The organism is Streptomyces sp. NPDC005963, from assembly GCF_040638655.1.
Classification (GTDB): Bacteria; Actinomycetota; Actinomycetes; order Streptomycetales; family Streptomycetaceae; genus Streptomyces.
In genome coordinates this window covers 62,338-82,026 of sequence record NZ_JBEXVD010000008.1, presented here as the reverse complement: position 1 = coordinate 82,026, position 19,689 = coordinate 62,338, and the positions used below count along the sequence as shown (strand labels likewise).

The window sequence follows — 19,689 nt, the reverse complement described above, 5'->3', positions numbered from 1 at the left end:
TCATTTAGAAGTACCCCTCGCGCTTGCGGTCTTCCATGGCGGCCTCGGACAGCTTGTCGTCGGCACGGGTGGCGCCCCGCTCGGTGAGCCGGGATGCGGCGATCTCGGCGATCACCGCGTCGAGCGTGGTGGCGTCGGAGTCCACCGCACCGGTGCAGGACATGTCACCGACGGTGCGGTAGCGGATCAGTCGGGTCTCGACCTGCTCGGACTCCTTGGGCCCGCCCCAGTCGCCCGCGGTCAGCCACATCCCCGAACGCCGGAACACCTCGCGCTCATGGGCGAAGTAGATCTCGGGCAGCTCGATCTTCTCCCGCGCGATGTACTGCCAGACGTCCAACTCGGTCCAGTTCGACAGCGGGAACACCCGCACGTGCTCGCCGGGGGCGTGGCGTCCGTTGTAGAGCTGCCACAGCTCGGGCCGCTGCCGGCGCGGGTCCCACTGCGAGAACTCGTCCCGCAGGGAGAACACCCGCTCCTTGGCGCGCGCCTTCTCCTCGTCGCGCCGCCCGCCACCGAACACCGCGTCGAAGCGGTGCTCCTGGATCGCCTCGGTGAGCGGCACGGTCTGAAGGGGGTTGCGGGTGCCGTCGGGCCGCTCGCGCAGCTTCCCGGCGTCGATGTACTCCTGTACGGAGGCGACGTGCAGCCGCAGGCCGTGGCGGGCCACCGTGCGGTCCCGGTATTCGAGGACCTCCGGGAAGTTGTGTCCGGTGTCGACGTGCAGCAGCGAGAAGGGGACCGCTGCCGGTGCGAACGCCTTCAGCGCCAGGTGCAGCATGACGATGGAGTCCTTGCCGCCGGAGAACAGGACCACCGGCCGCTCGAACTCGCCTGCCACCTCGCGGAAGATGTGGACCGCCTCGGACTCCAACGCGTCCAAGTGGCTGAGCGCATAGGGACTGTCGGTGTCCTGGACATCGGCGAGCGCCATCATGCGAGACCCCTCTCGGTGAGCAGCGCGTGCAGCGCTGCCGCGGACTCCTGCACGGTCTGGTGTTGTGACTCGATGCGCAGATCGGGGGAGACCGGCACCTCATAGGGGTCGTCGACCCCGGTGAGGCCGCTGATCTGTCCCGCGGCCTGGCGGGCGTAGAGCCCCTTGACATCGCGCTCGGAGCACACGTCCAACGGAGTGGCGACGTGCACCTCCACATAGGACGTGCCCTCGGCGGCATGACGCTTGCGTACTGCGTCCCGGCTGTCGGCGTAGGGCGCGATCACCGGGACGAGGACGGTCACCCCGTTGGACGCCAGCAGTTCGGCGACGAAGCCGATCCGCTGGACGTTGGTGTGCCGGTCCTCACGGCTGAAGCCGAGACCCGCCGACAGGAACTCACGGATCTCGTCGCCGTCCAGCACCTCGACCCGCCGTCCCTGGGCGGCCAGGCGCTCCGCCAACGCCAGGGCGATGGTGGTCTTACCGGCACTCGGCAGGCCCGTGAGCCAGATGGTGGCCCCAGTCACGTGTTCGTCTCCCAGCGTCGTCATCAGCCGTGCAGTCCGCATTCCGTCTTGCCCCGCCCGGCCCAGCGGCCGGCGCGGACGTCCTCGCCCTCCAGCACCCGACGGGTGCAGGGCGCGCAGCCCACGGAGGTGTAGCCGTCCATCAGCAGGGGGTTGGTGAGTACCCCGTACTCGGCGACGTAAGTGTCCACGTCGTCCTGGGTCCACCGGGCGATGGGGGACACCTTCACCTTGCGGCGGCGTGCGTCCCAGCCCACGACCGGGGTGTTCGCCCGGGTCGGGGACTCATCGCGACGCAGGCCAGTCGCCCAGGCGTCGTACCCGGTCAGCCCTTCTTCGAGCGGCTGGACCTTGCGGAGCTTGCAGCACAGATCGGGGTCGCGGTCGTGCAGGCGCGGGCCGTGCTCGGCGTCCTGTTCGGCGACGGTGAGGCGTGGGGTGAGCGTGATCAACCGGACGTCCATCACGGCCTCGACCGCGTCCCGGGTGCCGATGGTCTCGGGAAAGTGGTATCCGGTGTCGAGGAACACGACGTCGACCCCGGGCAGGGCCCGGGAGGCGAGGTGTGCCACGACGGCGTCCTCCATGGACGACGTCACACAGAACCTGGCGCCGAAGGTCTCGGTGGCCCAGGTGAGGATCTCCAGGGCGGTCGCCTCTTCGAGATCACGTCCGGCACGCTCGGCGAGTTCCTGGAGATTGGTTTGGTGAGTGACCGTCATATCTCTTCCCCTCCGGTGTCCTTGCGTTGAAAACCACGGGCGAGTAGCCCGAGGTACTTCAACTGAAAGGCCCGGTTGCAGGCGGCGCATTCCCATGCGCCGTGACCCTGCTCGTTGGGACGCAGGTCCTCGTCGCCGCAGTAGGGGCAGTAGAAGGGGGCGGCGCGCTCGCTCATGACAGGGCCTCCTCGGAGGCGCGGGCGGCCCAGGTGGCGAAGCGCTCGCCCTCCTCGCGCTGCTCCTGGAAGCGCCGCACCACCCGCTCGACGTAGTCGGGCAGTTCGGCGGAGGTGACCTTGAGCCCGCGGACCTTGCGGCCGAAGCCGGGGTCGAGGCCGAGGGCGCCGCCGAGGTGGACCTGGAAGCCCTCGACCTGGTTGCCGGAGTCGTCCAGGACCAACTGGCCCTTGAGGCCGATGTCGGCGACCTGGATGCGGGCGCAGGCGTTGGGGCAGCCGTTGACGTTGATGGTGATCGGCTGGTCGAACTCGGGCAGCCGGCGTTCCAACTCGTCGATGAGGGAGGCCGCCCGTGCCTTGGTCTCCACGATCGCGAGCTTGCAGAACTCGATGCCGGTGCAGGCCATCGTGCCGCGCCTGAACGGCGAGGGGGTCACCCGCAGGTCGAGTGCCTCCAGGCCCTCCACCAGGGATTCGACCCGGTCCTCGGGCACGTCGAGCACGATCATCTTCTGTTCGGCCGTCGTGCGCAGCCGGTCGGAGCCGTGCTCGGCGGCCAGCTCGGAGATCTTCAGCAGCGTGGTGCCGTCGACGCGTCCCACGCGCGGTGCGAACCCGACGTAGAACCGGCCGTCCTGCTGGCGGTGGACGCCGACGTGGTCGCGCCACTCCTGTACGGGGCGCTCGGGCGCGGGGCCGTCCGCCAACTTGCGCTGGAGGTAGTCGTCTTCGAGGACCTGGCGGAACTTCTCCGGGCCCCAGTCGGCGACCAGGAACTTCAGCCGGGCGCGGGTGCGCAGGCGCCGGTAGCCGAAGTCCCGGAAGATGGAGATGACGCCTTCGTACACATCGGGAACGTCGTCGAGGGAGACCCAGGCGCCGAGCCGTACGCCGATCTTCGGGTTGGTGGAGAGTCCACCGCCCACCCAGACGTCGAAGCCGGGGCCCAACTCGGGGTGTTCGACACCGACGAAGGCGATGTCGTTGATCTCGTGCGCGACGTCGAGCAGCGGGGATCCGGAGATCGCGGACTTGAACTTCCGGGGCAGGTTGGAGAAGTCCTTGTTGCCGACGATCCGGCGGTAGATCTCGTCGATCGCGGGGGTGCCGTCGATGATCTCGTCCTCGGCGATGCCCGCTACGGGCGAGCCCAGGATGACGCGGGGGGTGTCGCCGCAGGCTTCGGTCGTCGAGAGGCCGACCTCTTCGAGCCGCCGCCAGATCTCGGGCATGTCCTCGATGCGGATCCAGTGGTACTGGACGTTCTGCCGGTCGGTGATGTCGGCGGTGCCGCGGCCGAACTCCTGGGAGATCTCGCCGATGACCCTGAGTTGGCGGGTCGTCAGCCGGCCGCCGTCGATGCGGACCCGGAGCATGAAGTACTCGTCGTCCAGCTCCTCCGGCTCCAGGATCGCGGTCTTGCCGCCGTCGATCCCGGGCTTGCGCTGGGTGTAGAGGCCCCACCAGCGCATCCGACCGCGCAGATCGGCGCCGTCGATGGAGTCAAAGCCGCGCTTGGCGTAAATCGTCTCAATGCGCGTCCGCACATTGAGACCGTCGTCGTCCTTTTTGGTCTGCTCGTTGGCATTCAGGGGCGTCATGTGGCCAACGGCCCACTGACCCTCGCCGCGGTGACGTCCGGTTCTACGGCGGGACACGGCGGGGGCGGGCTTGTCCGGGGTGGCGGCCATGGCGATATGTCCTTCGAGACAACAGGAGGGCGGCTCTGAGCTGCACACTCGTGAGGGCGCGCGACGGTGCGCAGGGCAGGTGAACCCAAGGGGCTAAGTGCGACGGCTGCGGGCTCGGTGACTCAGCTGGGGCTGGCGGTGCTCTGGGGGCTCAGACGGTGAAATGCTCGGCGGTGCTGGGCTGTCAGCAGGCGGGACAGATGGCGCTGGACATGCGGCCGAGGTCGACGTGGCGTCGACTCACCAAGGCAATTCCAGTCCGAGACATGACGGAAGCGTGGCACGGCGGTCCGATGGCAGTCCACCATCATCCACATGTTGGACAATGATGTCTCGCATCGTGAGACATGTGCGAGTGGTCCGGGCTGTGGGGTGCCCCACCGGGCGATGGCTCGATCGAATCGTGACCCAGGGCCGGAAGTGGACCTCGGCGGTCTATCTGGGAGGAATGACCCTATATGGATGCCGGAACGGAGTCGTCGAACGTGAGGCCGGCCACCCATAGGGGGAGATGCGCGACGACTCTTCCCCTCCATCGCGGCCCGTATCGCGGCGCGATCGCGTGGCGCCCGTGTGAGCACGCACACGGACGCCGGTGCAGCGCAGGGCGGTGAAAAGGGAAGGCGGCGCAGGGCGGTGGAAACGAAGCGCAGTGAAACGAAGCGCAGTGAAGCGTGGTGCAGTGAAACGAAGGGCGGCTCACGCCGCGGGCGCAGAAGCGTGTGCCGAGCGGTGTCAGGGTCGGGCGCCGGGCCAGGGGCCAGGGGTCACCGTCTCCTCCTCCTCGGTCACCTTGGTGTCGAAGACCGTGAACCCGCGGCGCAGATAGTTGTCCATCGCGTGCGGGCCGTCCTTGGAGCAGGTGTGGAGCCAGACCCGCTTGGTGGGCTCCCGGTCCGGCCAGCGCTCCGCCAGGTCCCAGGCCCGGGCCACCGCGTACGACAGCAGGTGGCCACCGATACGACGTCCCCGGAACGCCGGGATCAGTCCGAAGTAGACGATCTCCACCGCACCGTCGCTCTGGGCCTCGATCTCCGCGTACCCGGCGGGGGTGCCCTTTTCGTAGGCCACCCACGTCTCGGTGCCGGGCCGGGCGAGCATCTCGTCCCACTCCTCGTGGGTCAGGGGGAGCCGATCCGTCCAGTGGATGTCTCCGCCGACCGCCGTATAGAGGAAGCGGCTGAACTCCGGTGAGGGGACCTCGGCGCGGACGATCCGCACCTCGCCGACCGTCGCGGAGGGGCGCTGCTCGGCGGGGGACGTCTGCTCCAGGGACCAGGTGGTCATGGTGATGCTCATGAACGCAGGGAATCACGCGGATCACCCCTGGTCCAAGCCGCGCCGGGTGCGATACCTGTCACGGTGGGACGGCCGGTGATCCGCTGTCCTGGTCCACCGGGGCGTCTGCCCCTTTGGCCCCTTTGACCTCCTCGACCACGTGAATTCCGGCGGCCGGGGTGTCCGGGAAGGCCAGCGGTTGGGCCGTGAGTTCCAGCACCTCCACCTCGACCCGGTCCGCGAACCGGTACGGGCGACTGGCCAGCACCTGGGCGAGATGCCGGCGTAAACGGGACATCTCCGCCCGTACGGTTACGGTGCGTGAGGCATCACCGAAGAGGTCTTGTGCCAGTTGCGCGGCGCTCAGCCCACCCCGGTTCCTGGCCAGGGAGTACAGCAGCTCGGCGTGGCGCGGGCTGAGGCCCTGCGACCAGCTGCCCGCCTCGCCGTGGATCGAGACCGAGGCCCGGTGGCGACGGCGGAGGTCCAGCACCACCCGGGTCGCACCGGTGGAGTGCTCCTCCACCACGCGTACCAGCCAGCCGCCCGGGAGAGGCTCCAGAATGCACAGGCCCAGCGACGGCAGCCACAGCCGTCCGTCCGTGGGCACCGAGGGCAGCCGGATCCGACCGGGCAGATGCATCCCCGTCACGGCTGCCGGCCAGCCGTCGGCGTCCACCGCCATCGCCCGCCCGGTGAGGCGGCACAGCAGCGGGGACGCCACGCTGCGTAGCCGGTCGAGCGCCGTGGAATGCCGCTGGCGCAACTCGTGCTCCGCGAGGCGGGCGATGGACGTGACGAGCGGCAGCGTCGCCGGATGCATGGTGGACAGCGGCCCGCTGGCGTTGATCACTCCCAGCAGCCTGCCGTCCCGCGGATCGGTCACCGGCGCACCGGTACACGTCCAGCTGTGGTGTGCGGAGACGAAGTGTTCGGCGGCGTGCACTTGGACCGGTCGGCCCACCACGAGGGCCGTTCCCACGCCGTTGGTGCCCACGTACTCCTCGGCGAGGTTCGCCCCGAGGACGAACCCGTGGGCGTCCCCCTTGCGCAGGACTGAGGTCTTGCCCTCGCGCCACAGCAGTCGACCGTCCGAGTCCGAGACGAGCATGATGTGCTGCGCCGCCTCGGCCACCGACACCAGCCCGTCCCGCAGGACGTGCAGCACCTCGCGCAGGGGCGAGGCGTCGCGACGGCGCTCGATCTCATCGCGCGGCAGCAGACCGACCCGGCGGTCCCGCTCGGGGTCCAGCCCCCGGTGCAGCAGCCGCTGCCAGGACTCCCCGATGACCGTGCGGGGGCCGACGGCCGAGCGTCTCCCGCTGAGTGCGTCCTCGCGGATGCCCTTCAGTAGACGGGTGGCCTCCGCGGTGTCCATCGCTGCGAGGCGGGCCAGGTCGATCGGTCTGGTCTGCACGCGATGTTCCTCCTGGGCGGCGACGGGTACGTGGGCTGCAACCTCTTGCAACCCTCGCGAACGGGTGTTCGTGTGTACGAAGGTGGAGAGCGCGAGGGGTGGTGCCGTGTCGGCGCGGCACCACCCTGAGCATGATCATCTCTGATGGCGGTCCGCCGTTCGGTCGCCACCCCTCGGGTCCCGCCCGGCCGTCGGCCTCACTCCACGGCGCGCGCCCGGTCCACCACGGTCCGCAGCGCCAGCGTGTGCGGCAGCGTCCCGAACGCGGCTCCCCGGTCCCCGCCCAGCCTGGACGCGCAGAAGGCGTCCGCCACCTCGGCCGGAGCCCACCGCACCAGCAGCGATCCCTGGAGCACCGTGGCCATGCGCTCGGTCACCCGCCGGGCCCGCGCCTCGATCCCCTCCAGATCCGCCAGTTCGGTCAGCAGCTCCTTGATGGCCCGGTCCAGCCGGTGATCCGCTCCCCGGGTCTCGCCCACCTCCTGGAGGAAGGCGTTCAGCGCCAGCGGCTCGCGCTGGAGTACCCGCAGGACGTCCAGCGCCTGGATGTTGCCCGCCCCTTCCCAGATCGAGTTGAGCGGTGACTCGCGCAGCAGCCGGGGCAGCCCCGAATCCTCAACGTAGCCGTTGCCGCCCAGACACTCCAGGGCTTCGGCGGCCACGGGCGTACAGCGTTTGGTCACCCAGTACTTGGCGGCGGGCACCGCGAGCCGGGCGAACGCCGACTCCTCCTCGGTGCCGCGGTCCACGGCGGCGGCCAGTCGAAGGGCCAGCGCGGTCGCCGCCTCCGACTCCAGGGCGAGATCGGCGAGGACGTTGCGCATCAGCGCCTTGTCGACGAGCGGGCCGCCGAACGCGCTGCGGTGCGAACAGTGGTGGATCGCCTGAGCCACCGCCTGCCGCATCAGGGCCGCAGAGCCGACCACGCAGTCGAGCCGGGTGGCGGCCACCATCTCCAGGATGGTGCGCAACCCGCGGCCCTCCTCGCCGACCCGGCGCGCCCAGGTGTCGGCGAACTCCACCTCGGCGGAGGCGTTGGACCGGTTGCCCAGCTTGTCCTTCAGCCGCTGGATGCGGAAGGCGTTCCGCGTGCCGTCCTCCAGCACCCGGGGCAGCAGAAAGCAGGTCAACCCGCCCGGGGCCTGCGCCAGCACCAGGAAGCCGTCGGACATCGGCGCGGAGCAGAACCACTTGTGGCCCGTCAGGAGGTACTCCCCTGACGCGTCCAGCGCGACCGCCGACGTGGTGTTGGACCGTACGTCGCTGCCGCCCTGCTTCTCCGTCATCCCCATGCCGAGCAGGCGACCCGCCTTGGCACCCGGCGGCAGCAGATCGGCCGTGTAGGTGCGCGAGGTCAGCCGGGGCTCCCACTCCGCGGCCAGTTCCGGATCGGTGCGCAGCGCGGGCACCGCGGCGTGCGTCATCGACAGCGGACAGCCGTGCCCCGCCTCCGCCTGGGTCCACACGAAGAACCCGGCCGCCCGGCGCACATGGCCGGACGGCCGGCTCCAGGCATCGGTGAGACCCGCCGACACGGCGTGGCCGAGCAGTCGGTGCCAGGCAGGATGGAACTCCACCTCGTCGATCCGGTTCCCGTACCGGTCATGGGTGAGCAGTCGGGGCGGATGTTCGTTGGCCTCGGCGCCCCAGCGCTGCACCTGGGCCGAACCGGAAGCACGGCCCAACTCCGTCAACTCCGCACGGGCCTCGTCGAGCGCTTCGGGGACGACGTGTCGCTCCACGGCCTCGGTCAGCGCCCGGTCCGCGGCGTAGACGTCGTACCCCACCAGGGGCGGAGGCTGGTTGGTCACTGTGTGGGTGCTCGCTGCCATGCCGATACGGTAAGGAGGTGCAGGCAGCAAATGAAACACCCGAGCGGCCGTCGGGCCGGCTCCATCGAGCGCGCGTCCTCTACCGCAACGTTTCCAAGCGGAAGATGACATGGCTGCTGCTGAAGGACACGGTGAACTCGTGCATCGAGTACCGCATCCTGGGGCTCGCCGCCGAAGCCGCGTTCTTCACGCTGCTCTCCCTGCCGCCCCTGATGCTCGGTCTGATCGGGCTCCTCGGCTACATAGACGACTGGACCAACACCACCACCGTCGCCTCCATCGAGGAGAACATCCTCAATGCCGTCGGTACGGTCCTGTCCGACCGTGGCGTCAACGACATCGCCAAACCGCTCTTGGAGGACGTCACCCACGGCGGCCGTCCGGACATCATCTCGATCGGCTTCGCGATCGCCCTGTGGTCGGGGTCGCGGGCGGTCAACGTCTTCATCGACACGATCACCGTGATGTACGGCCTCGACGGCCAGCGGGGCATCGTCGCGACCCGGCTGCTGGCCTTTCTGCTCTACCTGATCGCCCTGCTCATCGGCGCGGTGGTGCTCCCGCTGGCGGTCGTCGGCCCCGATCGGGTGGTGGCGCTGCTGCCGTGGGGGACCACGCTGGTGACGATCCTGTACTGGCCGGTCGTCAGTCTGCTGTCGATCGCCTTCCTGACCACGCTCTACCATGTGTCGGTTCCGGTCCGCTCGCCCTGGATCGAGGACGTGCCCGGCGCGCTGGTCGCCCTCGGCATGTGGGTCTTCGGCAGTTTCCTGCTGCGGATCTACCTCACCAACACCGTCGAAGGGCCCACCATCTACGGCTCGTTGGCGGCGCCGATCGCCGTCCTGCTGTGGATCGGCATCTCCGCGTTCGCGGTCCTGGTCGGCGCCGCGGTGAACGCTGCCATCGACCGGGTGTGGCCCGCTGCGGCGACTGCCGCCGCCCGCGCGGCCAACGAGCGGCTGCGGGCCGAGCAGGCGGCCGAACTCGTCGCCCGGGCCAGGGCCGCCCATCTCTATGGCAGCGACGACGATGACGACGACGATGACGACGAGGGGCCGGGGGACATGCCGTCGGAGTTCCCCGAGCGCTGGTCGCGCTTCCTGCCCCCGGACGACGTGAAGTCCCGACTCCACACGGGCCGCGACCCGCATAAGTCGTCCCCGCCCCCGGACCGGGACGACTACCCCTGGCAGTGACGCCGGGCACCGGCCCGGACGGTCCGGGCCGGCGTACTACGCTCGACCACATGTACGAGGAGCGGCCCGCCGGGCTCGACGGTGCCGTCGTCTGGACCTTGACCCCGACCGAGGGGGCCACCGCTCGACCGGTGCTGCCCGACGGGTGCATGGACCTCATCTGGACGCCCGGCCGGCTGCTGGTCGCGGGCCCCGACACCCGCTCCCACCTGCCGGACGCGGTCCCCGGGACCTGGTACGCAGGAGTCCGCTTCGCCCCCGGGTCGGCGCCGGCCGTCCTGGGCGTGCCCGCACACGAACTACGGGATCTCCGGGTGGACCTGGACGCCCTCTGGGGAGCGTCCCGGGTGCGGGGGCTCACTGCGCGGGTCGACGCGGCCGTCGACCCGGCCGACGCACTGGCCGCCTTGGCGCGCGCTGCCGCAGACCGTGCCGGGCGGCCCGACCCGGTGGTGGGGGACATCGTGCGCCGGCTGGCCGCCGGGGAGGGCGTCGCCGAGGTGGCTGCCGCGGCCGGCCTCGGCACCCGGCAGCTCCACCGCCGCTCCCGTGAAGCCTTCGGATACGGGCCCAAGACCCTAGCGAGGATCCTGCGGCTGCAACGGGCGCTCGGCCTCGTCCGGCTCGGGGCCTCGTACTCCGCTGCCGCGACCGGTGCGGGCTGTGCCGATCAGGCGCATCTCGCGCGGGAGATGCGCGCTCTCACCGGTATGACGCTCGGGGGCTACTGCGCGTCGGCGAAGAGCGAGACGCCGCAGCCGTCGGGGTCCAGGACGACCGCGTAGCGCTGGCCCCAGACCGCGTCCCACGGCTTCAGATGTCCCTGGTGGCCTGCCTCGATCAACTCGGCGTAGAGCGAGTCGACCTCGGCGGCGTCGGCGCAGCGGAAGGCGAGACCCAGCCGCTCGGCACCCGCGGCGGGCCGGGTCCACGTGGGGTCGAAGGAGGCGATCACGGCTTCCGTGTCCCACATCACGCGCAGCCCGCTGGGGAGGGTCGCCTCCACGTGGGGGGCGGTGTCCGCGTCGGCCGGGATGTCGAGGCCGAGTCGGCGGTAGAAGGCGAGGGACGCGGCCATGTCGGCGGTGACGATGCCGAGCGCGTCGAGTCGTGGAGTCATGGGACCACCGTAGGCACTGGTGGGGCCGTGCGTCTTGAACGAATCGGACGTACCGCCCGTGCCGACCGCTGCCGGGGCGGCGGTCGGTACGGGCGGTCGGTACGGGCGGCGCGGGGCTCAGGCCGCGACGGCCGACAGCGGCCTCTTCGCCGTGAGCAGTCGCTCCGCGAGTTCCCCGAAGACCAGCCCGAAGACGGTCCACAGGGTGGCCTGGATGGCCAGGGTCGCCAGGCGGAACTCCCACACCACGGTGGCCGGGAAGCCCTTGGGCACCTCGTTGAAGGACGGCAGCAGGGCGAACGCCAGCCCCACGACCAGGACGAAGCCGGCCGCCGCGACGACCGTTGCGTTCCAGTTGCCGAGCCGGCCTGAGAGCCGTCGTCCCAGGATCACGGCCGCCACCGCGAGCAACACGCTCAGCAGGACCATCAGGAAGTACAGGGCCGTGCGCTGCCCGATGGTGTCCGGGTCGCCGACCGCGGGCGGGTTGGGCGGGTACTTCAGATACGGCACCACGTACACGGTCAGCAGGGCGCCACCGGCGACCAGGGCCGCCGTGGCGCGCGGGCCGAACCCACCGATGCGGCCGAGTGCGACGCAGTAGGCGAGTGCCGCGATGCCACCGACGGCCACGCCGAACACCAGCACACCGGTGGCCAGGCCGGCCGTGGACTGGAGGGCGCGGCTGACGAGTTCCTCGCCGCCGTGTTCATGGCTGTGGCTCTCCTCGAACGCGATGGCCGCGTCCACCGGGCCCTCGCCGAGGAAGTAGGCGACGGCCATGGCGACGGCCCCCGCGATCAGGCCCGCGATCATGCCGCGGACGAGCAGGTCTCTGACGGATATGGAGTTCATGGACGTTCCCCTGGGGATTGCGAGCGGTGCGGGTCCGATGTGCTCAGTGGCAGGGGAAGCCGAGGAGGTGGCGTCCGTCGTGGACCCACTCGTGCACGTTCTCGCCGGAGAGGAGGGAGGTGGCGCCCTGTTCGGCGCCGACGAAGTAGAGCAGGACCAACATCAGCACTCCGACGAAGGCCGCCCAGGGAGCGATGGCCTTCAGGGAGATGGGGGTGATGGCCGGTGCGGCGGTGGTGGCGGGCGCAGCGGACTGGGCCATGGCAGAACCTCCTGGGGGAACGACGCGTCCCGATCGTGGTGCCTGAGACGAAGGTGCCGGGTCTGACTTCCCGCTGCGGTGCGGGTACACAGTGGCGCGACCGTGCCGGATTCTCACCGGGCTTCCGTCACACCGTCGTCATGTCCACGCGACCGTACCGCCTGTGGGGCGGCTGCCGCCATGGTGCGGCACACCGTGATGTTCTTGTGCCGTTGAGCGGTATGACCGGTGGGGAGTGTGACGATGACGGTACGGGTGATGTTCGTTTCACCTGCGATGACGGCCGATCTGCGGCAGGCGCGGTTCGGCGGGCGGTCACCGTTGGACGAGAGCGGGACACGTGCCGCCACCGCGGCGGCCGACGCCGTACCGCGTGCCGATCTGGTGGTGCGGGGGTCCTCGTCGCGCTGCCGTCAGACTGCCGATGCGTTGGGGCTTCGGGCCGAGCCGGTCGAGCAGCTCGCCGACTGGCACGTCGGCAGTTGGACCGGGCGGACGTTGGACGAGGTGGGCGAAGCCGACCCCGAGGGCCTCGCGCTGTGGTTGCGGGACCCTTCGGCGGCTCCGCACGGGGGCGAATCGCTGCGGCAGTTGTCGGCACGGGTGGAGCGGTGGTTGGCGGCTCTGCCTGCCGGGCGGGTGCTGGCGGTGGTGGAGCCCGCGGTGGTGCGGGCCGCCACGGTGGTCGCGTTGGGGTTGGCGTCGGAGGCGTTCTGGCGACTGGACGTGGGACCCCTGACACTCACCGAACTCAGTGGCAGGGCCGGGCGTTGGAACCTGCGCTGCGGGCGGCCCCTGGGCGGATCGAGGGAGTAGCCCGCCGCCACCGCCGTCGGGCGTGCCCCGTACCGACCGGTCGGTGTGACACCGGCGTGCGGTCCGAACGGCTGGGACGGGCCATGGGCACCGGACCACCCGGGGGGATGTTTCCGTACGCACCCGTCCAAATGTCCAACCCGCGGATAGATGGCAGCGTCATATGACGGGGCTCGTGGGGGAGGAGGGGCGCCAGATATGGCAACCGGCCTCCCTCGGAGGGCTGCTTCGTGAATGATGGGCCCGCCATGACGTGGACCCCCACCCTTGCCACGGCACTCCACCCCCACGCGGGAGCCCTTGGCGTGCCTCGGCGCCTCCCGTCCCCCCACGATTCGTTACGAGGAGAACCATGAGCAACGCACCCCTGCGGATAGCCCTGTCCGGGGCCCTGGCCCTGACCGCGGCACTGGCCGTGGCCACACCCGCCTCGGCTCACGCGGGTGTGACCGCGTCCGACGGCCGAGCCTTGGCGAAGGACGTCACCTTGACCTTCACCTCGGCCGCGGAGTCCAAGTCGGCGGGCCTCGCCATGCTCCAGGTCGTTCTGCCCGAGGGCATCAGCCCCGGCGCGGTCAGCTTCAAGAAGGGCCCCGCGGGCTGGAAGTTGGCCCAGGCCCAGGGCGGCTTCACCCTCACCGGCAAGCCCCTCGCCGTGGGCGAGGACGCCGTGTACAGCATTCAGGTGAAGCAGTTGCCCGACGCCAAGTCCCTGGTCTTCAAGACCGTGGAGACCTACAGCGACGGCAAGTTGGCCCGCTGGGTCGAGGAGCCCAAGGACGGCAAGAAGCCGGAGAACCCGGCCCCGGTCCTCAAGCTGAAGTCCGCCGACAAGAAGGCCGAGTGGGAGGGCACACCGCTCTCCCCCAGCAAGGCGCCCGCGCCGGCATCGGACAAGGGATCGGACGGCTCGGGCACCGACACGGGCTCCTCGATCCAGGCCGAGGCCAGCGAGGAGACCAAGGACAGCGGCGGCATGGGGATCGCCATCGGTGTGCTCGCACTGGTCGTGGTGGTCGCGGGCGGCGTGATCATGTGGGTGTTCAAGCGCCGTTCCAGCGCGCAGGCCTGAGTGGGCCCGGTGCGGGGGAGACCGTCCCCCGCACCGTCCCCCCCGCCTCCGTACCGACCGCGGCACGACTGGCGAGCGGGCATCCCTTGCGGCGAGCGGGATCCGGCCCGGGTGATCGGGTCCGCAGGCGCCGCGGCCGTGGCGACCCGCTTGACGAACGTGCAGTTCGGTTGGCGCGGAGCGGTGTGCACGGGTTGCACCTTCCGTAGCGGCATGTGGTCGGGTGGACCTGCGTCCCGCCCCCTTGAGGAAGATCCCCGCTCATGCACGCGTCGTTCACGCCACCCCGCCAGGTCAAGATCGGTGACGCGGCGGCCTTCGCCGGCACCACCCCACGGGCGATTCGCCACTACCACGAGATCGGCCTGCTGCCCGAGCCCGAGCGGGGAGGCGATGACCGCCGCCGCTACGAGTACGAGGACATGATCCGCCTGCTGTGGATCCGCAAGATGGCCGACGCCGGGATCGCCCTGAACGACATCCGTGACGCCTTCACCACCGGTACGGCTTCCGCCGGTGCGGACGGCGGAGAAGACATCGCAGGCATCCTGGAGCGGTTGGAGGAAACCCTCGCCGAGCAGGAGGCGAAGTTGCGGCGGCAACGGACCGCCGTGCAGCGGATGCGCACCGAAGGCAGCCGGATGGGCCTGCTCTCCGACTTCGTCACCGAACGCCTCACGAGTCTGCCCGAAGGCTCCCTGCGCGAGGCGGACCTGGACAGCCTGCTGGTCATGGAGCGGATCTTCGGCCCGCTCGGCGCGGCCATCCACGCCACCCGTTTCATCGCCCTGGCCACGCATCCCGCTCTGCGCGAGGATTCCGACCGCATCGATGACGCCGAGGAGGCACTCGACGACAGCGTCGCCGTCGATGATCCACGGGTGGCCCAAGTGGCCGTCGAGCGACACGCCTTCGAAAGCGCCCTCCATGCCGTCATCGAGGACTCCGGTTTGCATGAGGAGGACGATGCCCTCTGTGCCGCCTGGGACGCCTTGCACCCTGATGACGGCGATGACGGCGATGACGGCGAGGCCGAGGCCGACCTCAGTTCTGGCAGGCGGGAGGCCGACTCCATGAGTGCCTTCGAAGCCATCGGCAAGATGCCCTACGACTTCTCCCCGGCCCGCCTGCGCGCCATGGAACTGGCCGAGGAACTCTCCGCCCAGGACGCACCCGTCACCTAGAACACCACCCAACAGAGCATTACGAGTCCGGCAGCGGCTGTTCCGTCCAGATCACCTTGCCCCCCGGGGTGTAGCGCGTTCCCCAGCGTTCGGCGAACTGCGCCACCAGGAACAGCCCCCGGCCGCCCTCGTCGGTGATGGTGGCCTGGCGCAGATGGGGCGAGGTGCTGCTGCGGTCCGACACCTCGCAGATCAGGGCCCGCTCCCGGATCAGCCGCACCCGAATGGGCCCGGTGGCGTACCGGATCGCGTTGGTCACCAACTCACTGAGGATCAACTCGGTGGTGAACGCCGCGTCCTCCAAACCCCACTCGTCGAGCTTCTGCGCGACGGCTGCCCGCACCTCGGCCACCGCCGAAGGGTCGCTGGGCACCTCCCAGTCGGCGACCTCGCTCGCCTCGAAGACCTTGGTGCGTCCCACCAGCAGTGCGATGTCGTCCCGCTGGGGCTCGGGCAGCATGGCATCCAGGACCGCCTCGCAGATCTCCTCGGGAGTGCGCTCCGGATGCCCGCGGAGTGTGTCGCACAACATGGACAGCCCCACATCGATGTCACGGGTGCGATCCTCCACCAGACCGTCCGTGTACAGGACGAGCGAACTGTTGCGGGGAAGCTCCACCTCCAACGTTTCGAAGGGCAGCCCCCCGAGGCCCAACGGCGGCCCACCCGGTACGTCGGCGATCTCGGCGCTACCGTCCGGTCGCAGGACCACGGGTTGCAGATGTCCCGCCCGGGCCATCGTGCACCGCCCCGACGCCGGATCGTAGATCGCGTACAGACAGGTGGCGCCGGTGACACCCGCCTCCACGCCGCCCTCGGCCTCGTCCTGGTCGATGCGGGTCACCAACTCGTCGAGGTGCCACAACAACTCGTCCGGCGGCAGATCCAGGGTGGAGAAGTTGTGCACCGCGGTCCGCAGTCGGCCCATGGTGGCCGCCGCGTGCAGTCCGTGCCCGACCACGTCCCCCACCACCAGGGCCACCCGGGCGCCGGGCAGCGGAATGATGTCGAACCAGTCCCCGCCCACACCGCCGAGGCCCCCGAGCCCGGCTTGCGCGGGCCGGTACCGAAAGGCGACGTCGAGGGCGTCCTGCTCCGGCAGCCCACGGGGCAGGAGACTGCGTTGCAGGGTGACGGCCATGGTGTGCTCGCGCGAGTAGCGGCGGGCGTTGTCCACGCTCACCGCGGCCCTGGCCACCAGTTCCTCTGCGAGCGAGCGGTCCTCCTCGTCATAGGCTTCGGGCCGCTCCGCACGCCAGAAGATCGCCACCCCCAGGATGGCCCCCCGCGCCCGCAGCGGAACCGCGATCATCGAATGGAATCCGGACTCCACCAGGACCCGCGCCCGCTCCGGCGCCTGCTGCTCCCACCCGTTGAAGGTGTTGAGCACCGGCTCCAGCACCGCTTCGCCCCGGTTCAGCCCGTCGCCCAGCCGGGTGGAGGGCAGATAGCGGATGACGGTGTCGAGTTGGAAGTGTGCCGTGTCCAGGCCGTGGCCACCCGCGGCGATCCGCCGCATCGTCTCGCCCGCGCCGATCTTCAGCGGCTCCTCACCGCGCAGGACCTCCTCCACCAGATCGACGGTCGCGTAGTCGGCGAACCTGTCGACGGCGAACTCCACGAGTTCCTCGCAGGTGCGCACCACGTCGAGTTTGGTGCCGATCTCCTCACCGGCGTCGTACAGCAGCTTCAACCGGCCCCGGGCGATGTCCGCCCGGCCGCTGAGCGCCTGGAGTTCGGTGGTGTCCCGGAAGGTCGCCACGCTGCCGGGCGGGCCGCCGTGCCGATCGGTGGGTCGCTGATTGACCACGAGCAGCCGGTCGCCGACCTGGTGCATCTCGTCGCTGGCCACCCGGCCCGACTCCAACAGTTCGACGGTCCGCGGCTCCAACCCCACCTCGGCCACCCGGCGGCCCTCCACCGTGGCGGGCAGGTCGAGTAGCCGTCGTGCCTCGTCGTTGGCGAGGAGGAGGCGTCCCTCCCCACCGACGATGAGGACTCCCTCCCGAACCGAATGCAACACCGCATCGTGGTGTTCGTACATTCGGGTCATCTCTTCCGGTCCCAGACCGTGGGTCTGGCGGCGCAACCGCTTGCTCACCAGGGCGGCCCCCGCGGTGGTGAGCACCAGGACCACGCCCGCCGCGCCGAAGATCAGGGGGAACTGGTCGTTGGCCGCCCCGCTGACCCGCTCCAACGTCACCCCCGCCGACACCGCCCCGATGACGGTGGAGTCCCGATCCCGCACCGGGACCGCGACCTGCACCAGCGGCCCGATGCCGCTGTCGAGCTTCTTGGTGACGGTCTCGCCGTCGAGCACGCGTTGGAAGTCGCCGGTGAACTTCTTGCCGATCAGCCCCGGCACCGGATGGGAATAGCGGGTGCCGTCCCTGCCGAAGACCACCAGGAAGTCGACGTCGGCGTCCTCGCGCACGGCCTCGGCGCGCGGCTGGAGGATCACGGCCGGTGCGGCGCTCTTGAGCGCAGCGTCCACGCCGGGCGAGTTGGCGAATGTCTCGGCCACCGCCAGGGAGCGGCTCACCGCCTCGTTCTCGCTGTCCGCGTGCGACTGGAGGACGAGCGCGACGATGCACGTGGCGACGAGCAGCAGCACGATCGCCACCTGGAGGAGGAAGACCTGGCCCGCGACGGTCCTCATCCCCAGGACCGAGCGCCGGCCGTTCCGTTGGGCCATGTCCTCTTTCTACACCTCCCGTGTACGGCGGGCCGTTCGCGCACCGTGGAACACGGCGGTCGCACGGACGGCCGGGCCCAGGGGCCCGAGCCGTCCGTGCGACCGCCGACGAGGCGACCCGCCTGGACGGCTACCGCCCGTGCACCGCACCGGGGACTTCCGGCACCGAGCCGAGGCGCAGGAGTTCGACCAGCGCGGCGGCCACGCTCTCCTCCGGATCCGCCGCCGCGCCCTCGGAGCGCCAGGCGATGAACCCGTCCGGGCGGACCAGGACGGCACCCCGGTCCGTCAACCCGTGCCGCTCCGCCCACTCCGGACCCACCTCGGGGGCCAGATCGGCATCCGCGCCGCCGCCCAGCCCGTACACGTCCAGGGGAACCGCAAGACGGGCTGCTGCCCTTCGACCGCCGTCCGCCCACTCGGACCCCTCGCCGCACAGCAACACGAACGAGCGCTCGTACAGGTCCAGCGTCGACAGCCGCTCGCCCGCCCTGACCACCCACAGATGGGGAGCGCGGGTGCCCGGCTCACCGACGAGCCGCAGCTCGCCCGGCACCACGGGCCGGCCCGCGTCGGCACCGATGACCGCACCGTACGGATACCCGTACCCCATGGCCACGGTGAGGACGCCGCCCTGCGGGCCGCCGCCGGGGGTGATGGCCGGCGTGTAGCCGGGGTGACTGTGTTCGACCGAGCGGGCCGATGCGCGCTCGCTGGTCGCCCGGGCCACCGGCATCCGCTCCTCGCCGTAGGTGTCGAGCAGCCCGTGGCCGGCCCAGCCGCCCAGCACCGCCGCCAGCTTCCAGGCCAGGTTGTGGGCGTCCTGGATGCCGGTGTTGGAACCGAAGGCCCCGGTCGGCGACATCTCGTGCGCGGCGTCGCCCGCCAGCAGGACCCTGCCTTCGCCGTAGCGCAACGCCACCCGTTCGGCGGCGTGCCACGGGGCCTTTCCGGTGATCTCCACATCGAGGTCGGCAGCCCCGACCGCCCTGCGGATGTGCTCGCGGCAACGCTCGTCGGTGAAGTCCTCCAGCGTCTCGCCCCGCTCGGGATGCCACGGCGCGTGGAACACCCAGTGCTCGCCGTTGTCCACCGGCAGCAGGGCACCGTCGGCGTCCGGCTCGGTCAGATAGCAGACGATGAAGCGCCGGTCGCCGACGATCGCGGCGAGCCCGCGGGAGGTGAAGGTCAGGCTCACGTTGTGGAACAGCTCGCCGTTGCCGCTCTGCCCGATGCGCAACTGCTCCCGCACCGGGCTGCGCGGCCCGTCGGCCGCCACCAGGTAGTCCGCACGCACGGTGGTGTGCTCACCCGTCAGATGGTCCTTGACGACGGCGGTCACCCCGTCCGGGTCCTGATCGAAGGTGAGGAGTTCGGTCGAGAACCGCAACTCCGCCCCGTACTCGCGCGAATGCCGGGCGAGCACGGGCTCGATGTCGTTCTGGCTGCACAGGCACCAGCCGGACGGGCTGATCCGGGCCAGCCCGCCACCCGGGTCGATCTCTTTGAACAACCACTCCTGGTCGTCGCCGGTCAGCGAGCGGGCCTGGAGGATGCCGTGGTTGCCGGCGAGGACCGCGGCGGCCTCGCGGATCTCCCCCTCCACCCCGGCACGGCGGAACAGTTCCATCGAACGGACGTTGATGCCGCGGCCACGGGGATGGGTCGAGGTGCCCGAGTGCTTTTCGACGAGCAGGTGCCCGATGCCGTGCCTGCTGAGGAACATCGACGTGGACAGGCCCACCAGGGACCCGCCCACGATCAGTACCGGCACCCGGTGAACAGTGGTCTCGGTGGTGTTTGCTGGGGGCTCTTCCATGCAGTTTGTGTGCCCACCGGGCCGGCTGTTGCCTCGCCCATTCACCCGCATGGTGCCCATCACTCGCGCCACACGTGGTAC

General features: G+C 70.4%; 19 protein-coding genes. 5 read left to right on the top strand and 14 right to left on the bottom strand.

Going from position 1 to position 19,689, the window contains the following annotated elements; translation table 11 throughout:
* Nucleotides 1-4 precede the first annotated feature (4 nt).
* From cysD to ABZ348_RS14190, 9 genes are all read right to left on the bottom strand, one after another.
* Nucleotides 5-937, bottom strand: coding sequence for a sulfate adenylyltransferase subunit CysD (gene cysD, locus ABZ348_RS14230; RefSeq protein WP_358932738.1), 933 nt, complete (start codon nt 935-937; stop codon nt 5-7).
* Nucleotides 934-1,509 carry an adenylyl-sulfate kinase gene (gene cysC / locus ABZ348_RS14225; protein ID WP_358932736.1) on the bottom strand — a complete coding sequence of 192 codons (576 nt, stop codon included), beginning with the start codon at nt 1,507-1,509 and terminating at the stop codon, nt 934-936. Before cysC ends, cysD begins: the two co-directional genes overlap by 4 nt.
* Nucleotides 1,491-2,189, bottom strand: a complete 699-nt coding sequence (locus ABZ348_RS14220; protein ID WP_358932734.1) for a phosphoadenylyl-sulfate reductase — start codon at nt 2,187-2,189, stop codon at nt 1,491-1,493. Before ABZ348_RS14220 ends, cysC begins: the two co-directional genes overlap by 19 nt.
* Complete coding sequence (locus ABZ348_RS14215) at nt 2,186-2,365, bottom strand: hypothetical protein (protein WP_329024490.1); 180 nt, start codon at nt 2,363-2,365, stop codon at nt 2,186-2,188. The genes ABZ348_RS14220 and ABZ348_RS14215 overlap by 4 nt, the downstream gene beginning before the upstream one ends.
* Nucleotides 2,362-4,059, bottom strand: coding sequence for a nitrite/sulfite reductase (locus ABZ348_RS14210; protein WP_358932732.1), 1,698 nt, complete (start codon nt 4,057-4,059; stop codon nt 2,362-2,364). Before ABZ348_RS14210 ends, ABZ348_RS14215 begins: the two co-directional genes overlap by 4 nt.
* A gap of 184 nt (nt 4,060-4,243) precedes the next feature.
* A complete protein-coding gene (locus tag ABZ348_RS14205) occupies nt 4,244-4,327 on the bottom strand; it encodes a putative leader peptide (RefSeq protein ID WP_329027864.1) in 84 nt (27 codons plus the stop codon).
* Nucleotides 4,328-4,794: 467 nt separating this feature from the next.
* Nucleotides 4,795-5,358, bottom strand: coding sequence for a GNAT family N-acetyltransferase (locus tag ABZ348_RS14200; protein WP_358932730.1), 564 nt, complete (start codon nt 5,356-5,358; stop codon nt 4,795-4,797).
* Nucleotides 5,359-5,416: 58 nt separating this feature from the next.
* Nucleotides 5,417-6,754 carry a GAF domain-containing protein gene (locus ABZ348_RS14195; RefSeq protein ID WP_358932728.1) on the bottom strand — a complete coding sequence of 446 codons (1,338 nt, stop codon included), beginning with the start codon at nt 6,752-6,754 and terminating at the stop codon, nt 5,417-5,419.
* Between the two features lie 197 nt (nt 6,755-6,951).
* Nucleotides 6,952-8,586: an acyl-CoA dehydrogenase family protein gene (locus tag ABZ348_RS14190; protein WP_358932726.1), complete on the bottom strand. Its 1,635-nt coding sequence runs from the start codon at nt 8,584-8,586 to the stop codon at nt 6,952-6,954.
* Between the two features lie 17 nt (nt 8,587-8,603).
* On the opposite strand from ABZ348_RS14190, the gene ABZ348_RS14185 reads away from it, so the two are divergent.
* Entirely contained in the window at nt 8,604-9,785 is a 1,182-nt protein-coding gene (locus ABZ348_RS14185) for a YihY/virulence factor BrkB family protein (protein ID WP_358932725.1), read from the top strand.
* Nucleotides 9,786-9,835: 50 nt separating this feature from the next.
* Entirely contained in the window at nt 9,836-10,570 is a 735-nt protein-coding gene (locus tag ABZ348_RS14180; RefSeq protein ID WP_358932723.1) for a DUF6597 domain-containing transcriptional factor, read from the top strand.
* Here ABZ348_RS14180 and ABZ348_RS14175 read toward each other — a convergent pair.
* From ABZ348_RS14175 to ABZ348_RS14165, 3 genes are all read right to left on the bottom strand, one after another.
* Nucleotides 10,510-10,905, bottom strand: a complete 396-nt coding sequence (locus ABZ348_RS14175) for a VOC family protein (RefSeq protein ID WP_358932721.1) — start codon at nt 10,903-10,905, stop codon at nt 10,510-10,512. The two genes, ABZ348_RS14180 and ABZ348_RS14175, sit on opposite strands and share 61 nt — an antisense overlap.
* Before the next feature lie 117 nt (nt 10,906-11,022).
* Complete coding sequence (locus tag ABZ348_RS14170) at nt 11,023-11,760, bottom strand: CbtA family protein (RefSeq protein ID WP_358932719.1); 738 nt, start codon at nt 11,758-11,760, stop codon at nt 11,023-11,025.
* A gap of 43 nt (nt 11,761-11,803) precedes the next feature.
* Nucleotides 11,804-12,022 (bottom strand): CbtB domain-containing protein, encoded by a 219-nt coding sequence (locus tag ABZ348_RS14165; protein ID WP_358932717.1) that lies wholly within the window; start codon nt 12,020-12,022, stop codon nt 11,804-11,806.
* A 243-nt stretch (nt 12,023-12,265) separates the two neighbouring features.
* Between ABZ348_RS14165 and ABZ348_RS14160 the strand changes: the two genes are divergently transcribed.
* The 3 genes from ABZ348_RS14160 to ABZ348_RS14150 all read left to right on the top strand — a co-directional run bounded on the left by ABZ348_RS14160 (nt 12,266) and on the right by ABZ348_RS14150 (nt 15,094).
* The gene (locus ABZ348_RS14160) at nt 12,266-12,838 is read left to right on the top strand and encodes a histidine phosphatase family protein (protein ID WP_358932715.1); all 573 of its coding nucleotides are present in this window, start codon (nt 12,266-12,268) and stop codon (nt 12,836-12,838) included.
* Nucleotides 12,839-13,190: 352 nt separating this feature from the next.
* The gene (locus ABZ348_RS14155; protein ID WP_358932713.1) at nt 13,191-13,910 is read left to right on the top strand and encodes a DUF1775 domain-containing protein; all 720 of its coding nucleotides are present in this window, start codon (nt 13,191-13,193) and stop codon (nt 13,908-13,910) included.
* A 263-nt stretch (nt 13,911-14,173) separates the two neighbouring features.
* On the top strand, nt 14,174-15,094 hold the full coding sequence (locus ABZ348_RS14150; protein WP_358932711.1) for a MerR family transcriptional regulator: 921 nt from the start codon (nt 14,174-14,176) through the stop codon (nt 15,092-15,094).
* 19 nt (nt 15,095-15,113) lie between these two features.
* Here ABZ348_RS14150 and ABZ348_RS14145 read toward each other — a convergent pair whose 3' ends face one another.
* Together ABZ348_RS14145 and ABZ348_RS14140 are read right to left on the bottom strand one after the other, a co-directional pair.
* Nucleotides 15,114-17,789 carry a SpoIIE family protein phosphatase gene (locus ABZ348_RS14145; RefSeq protein WP_358932709.1) on the bottom strand — a complete coding sequence of 892 codons (2,676 nt, stop codon included), beginning with the start codon at nt 17,787-17,789 and terminating at the stop codon, nt 15,114-15,116.
* Between the two features lie 130 nt (nt 17,790-17,919).
* Nucleotides 17,920-19,608, bottom strand: coding sequence for an FAD-dependent monooxygenase (locus tag ABZ348_RS14140; RefSeq protein WP_358932707.1), 1,689 nt, complete (start codon nt 19,606-19,608; stop codon nt 17,920-17,922).
* Nucleotides 19,609-19,689: the final 81 nt, after the last annotated feature.